4 protein-coding genes are annotated in these 3,462 nt (G+C 71.3%); all 4 read right to left on the bottom strand.

The window, feature by feature from the left end; genetic code table 11:
* Positions 1–1,440, bottom strand: a 1,440-nt coding sequence (locus GL263_RS23555; RefSeq protein WP_182857757.1) for an FGGY family carbohydrate kinase, incomplete at its 3' end; no start/stop codon positions are given.
* Positions 1,441–1,589: 149 nt separating this feature from the next.
* Positions 1,590–2,000 (bottom strand): rodlin, encoded by a 411-nt coding sequence (locus GL263_RS23550; RefSeq protein ID WP_182857756.1) that lies wholly within the window; start codon positions 1,998–2,000, stop codon positions 1,590–1,592.
* 229 nt (positions 2,001–2,229) lie between these two features.
* Positions 2,230–2,637 carry a rodlin gene (locus tag GL263_RS23545; protein WP_182857755.1) on the bottom strand — a complete coding sequence of 136 codons (408 nt, stop codon included), beginning with the start codon at positions 2,635–2,637 and terminating at the stop codon, positions 2,230–2,232.
* 314 nt (positions 2,638–2,951) lie between these two features.
* Positions 2,952–3,359, bottom strand: a complete 408-nt coding sequence (locus GL263_RS23540) for a rodlin (RefSeq protein ID WP_182857754.1) — start codon at positions 3,357–3,359, stop codon at positions 2,952–2,954.
* Between the last annotated feature and the right edge of the window lie 103 nt (positions 3,360–3,462).

Genomic DNA, 3,462 nt, shown 5'->3' with positions numbered 1-3,462 from the left:
GAAGGCGCCTGGGTGGGTCTGGTCGCGGACGGCGGCGTACTGCTGGCGGACGGCCTGGCCGAGGGGGACGTCGTCGCCCGGGTCCAGGACGCGGCAGTCGGGGGCCGACCAGCGGGGCGGCTCGCGGTCGGTGAGGCGGCCCTCGGCGGCGCCGAGGGCCCAGGCGGCCTGGCGGGCCGCGCCGAGTGTCGTGTAGTCGGCTGGTGAGGGGATGAGGACCTGCGCGCCGAAGAGCGCGGGGGCGAGCGCCTGGACGGCGGGCAGTTCGGCGGCGGAGCCGAGGAGGAACACGCGCCGGACCTGGACGCCTCTGGTACGCAGCACCTCCAGCGCGTCGGCCAGCCCGCACAGCATGCCCTCGAAGGCCGCTCTGGCGAGGTGTTCCGGCTTCATCGACTCCCGGCGCAGGCCGGTCAACGTGCCGGCGGTGTGCGGGAGTTCGGGGGTGCGTTCGCCTTCGAGGTAGGGCAGCAGGACAAGTCCGTAGGCGCCGGGGGTGGAGTTCAGCGCGAGTTCGGACAGCCCGGCGAGGTCGCGGCCGAGCAGTTCGGCCGTGCCGCGCAGCACGCGCACGGCGTTCTGGGTGCGGACGACGGGCAGGTGCATGCCGGTGGCGTCGGCGAGCGAGGTGATGGTGCCGGTGGGGTCGGTCAGCGCCTCGTGGTGCACGGCGGACACCGAGCCGGAGGCGCCGAGGGAGACCACCGCGTCGCCGGGGTACAGCCCGAGGCCGAACGCCGCCGCCATGGTCTCCCCGGTGCCGGCGGAGATCAGCAGGCCCTCGGGGGTCTGGCCGGCGGCGGCCGCCGGGCCGATGACCTCGGGGAGCGCGACCTGGTGGCCGAGGGCGAGTTCCAGCAGGTCGGGGCGCCAGCTGCCGGTGGCCGCCGACCAGTAGCCGGTGGCGGAGGCGTCGCCCCGGTCGGTGGTGCGGCGGGCGGGGCGGCCGAGCAGCTGCCAGGTCAGCCAGTCGTGCGGCTGGAGGACGGCGGCCACCTGGCGGGCGTGCTCGGGCTCGGTCCGCGCCAGGTGCCGCAGCTTGACGACGGGCCGGCCCGCCTCCGGCACCGAGCCGACCGCCTGCGCCCAGGCGGTGCGGCCGCCGAGCGCGTCGACGAGGTCGGCGGCGGCGGTCTGCTCCCGCTGGTCGTTGCCGACGAGGGCCGGGCGGACGGAGTTGCCGGTGTGGTCGAGGAGGACAACGCCCTGCTGCTGCGCGGAGACGCCGATCGCCTGCACGCCCTCCAGCAGTCCTCCGGCGGCGGCCTCGCCGAGGGCCAGCAGCCACGCCTGTGGATCGATCTCCGTGCGCTTGCCGCTGTCGTCGGGCAGCGGCGGGTGGGCGGCGTGCCCCTCCCGGATGACGGCACCGGTGTCGGTGTCGCAGACGACGATGCGAGTGAACTCGGACGAACTGTCCAGACCGGCGACGATCCCCATGTCAGAGATGATGCCGCATACGGGCGGGAACTCCGCTTCCGGTTCGGAAACGGCGGGAGCCCCGCCCCCGAGGACTTCGGGGAGCGGGGCCCTGCTCAGGTGCCCGGTCCGCCGTCGGCGGGCCGGGCGGTTCACCGCGAGGGGCGGGTTCAGCCGGCGTTGGCGACACCGTTGCGGGAGAGGACCTCGATCCGCTCCAGGACGTGCGACAGCGGGTCGTCGCCGTCGATCTGGTTGGAGTTCTCGGCGCAGTTCTGAGCGTTGCTGCTGGTCAGGACGTCCTGGACGGTGACGGGGACCAGGATGCCGACGACGCTGCCGACGTTGAGCTTGTTGGTGAGCACGGCGGCGCACAGCTTGTTCGCCGTGCCGTTCACCAGGCTCATGTTCGGGCTCATGTAGCCGCCCGTGGTGGTGTTGCCGTACACCTGCTTCGCGCCGTTGCCGTTGACGTTGGTGTGGCCGTCGTTCCCGATCGCCATGGCGGGGGTGGCGGCAACACCGGCGGCACCGACGACAGAGGCCGCCACAGCAGCCGTGGCGAACACCTTCTTGATCACGAGTATTCCTTCCGGGTCTGGTAACGCCCCGCTGCCGGAGCACCCTGGCCAACTCGCTTTCGCGGCAGAAGTTCTCACCCTTCACCCGTCCGGCCCAGTGAAGCGTGAACCCCGCGTTCCGGTCCGGAAACGCCGGAGCCCCGCTCCCCGAGGGCGTCGGGGAGCGGGGCCCGGCTCGCGGTCCCGGCCTGCCGTGGGCAGGTGGGCCGCGCCACCGCGGGGAGCTGGCTCAGCCGGCGTTGGCGGCACCGTTGCGGGAGAGGAGCTCGATCCGGTTCAGGACGTGCGACAGCGGGTCGTCGCCGTCGATCTGGTTCGAGTTCTCGACGCAGGCCTGGCTGTTGCTGCTGGTCAGGATGTCCTGGACGGTGACCGGGACGGCGCCGACGAGACTGCCCACGTTGAGCTTGTTCGGCAGGGCGGCGACACACGGCTTGTTCAGCGAACCGTTCACCAGGCTCATGTTCGGGCTCATGTAGCCGCCCGTGGTGGTGTTGCCGTAGATCTGCTTCGCACCGTTGCCGTTGACGTTGGTGTGGCCGTCGTTCCCGATCGCCATGGCGGGGGTGGCGGCAACACCGGCGGCACCGACGACAGAGGCCGCCACAGCAGCCGTGGCGAGCACCTTCTTGATCACGAGTATTCCTTCCGGGTCTGGTAACGCCCCGCTGCCGGAGCACCCTGATCAACTCGTTCTGGTGGCATAGGTTCTCACCCTTCACCCATCCGGCCCAGCAGGTCGCGGAGCGCAAGGGGGAAGGCCGGACGGCGCTTCGTAGGCCAGGCGAGCGGGTCCGGCGGACGAGTGCGTCGACGGGGGCGTGCGCGAGGCCCTTGTTCCGGTCCGGAAACGGCGGGAGCCCCGCTCCCCGAGGGCTTCGGGGAGCGGGGCCCGGTGCACGTTCCCGGTCTGCCGTGGGCAGACGGGGACGCTCACCGCCAGGAGCGGGTTCAGCCGGCGTTGGCGGCACCGTTCCGCGAGAGGAGCTCGATCCGCTCCAGAACGTGCGACAGCGGGTCGTCGCCGTCGATCTGGTTGGAGTTCTCCACGCAGGCCTGGCTGTTGCTGCTGGTGAGGATGTCCTGGACGGTGATCGGGACCAGGCCGACGAGACTGCCCACGTTGGCCTTGTTCGGCAGCAGCGCGATGCACGGCTTGTTCAGCGAGCCGTTGATCAGGCTCATGTTCGGGCTCATGTAGCCGCCCGTGGTGGTGTTGCCGTACTTCTGAATCGAGTCGTTGCCATTGACGTTGGTGTGGCCCTGGTTCCCGATCGCCATGGCGGGAGTGGCGGCAACACCCGCGGCACCGACGACAGAAGCCGCCACAGCAGCCGTAGCGAGCACCTTCTTGATCACGAGTTTTCCTTCCGAGTCTGGAACGCCCCGCTGCCGGAGCATCCTGGTCAACTCGTGTGTGGGGCAGAAGTTCTCACCCTTCACCCGTCCAGCCCAGTAGACG

Origin of the sequence: Streptomyces durbertensis (assembly GCF_014156695.1) — a bacterium.
In the GTDB taxonomy this organism is placed as follows: Bacteria; Actinomycetota; Actinomycetes; order Streptomycetales; family Streptomycetaceae; genus Streptomyces; species Streptomyces durbertensis.
This window is presented reverse-complemented; position numbering and strand designations above follow the sequence as displayed.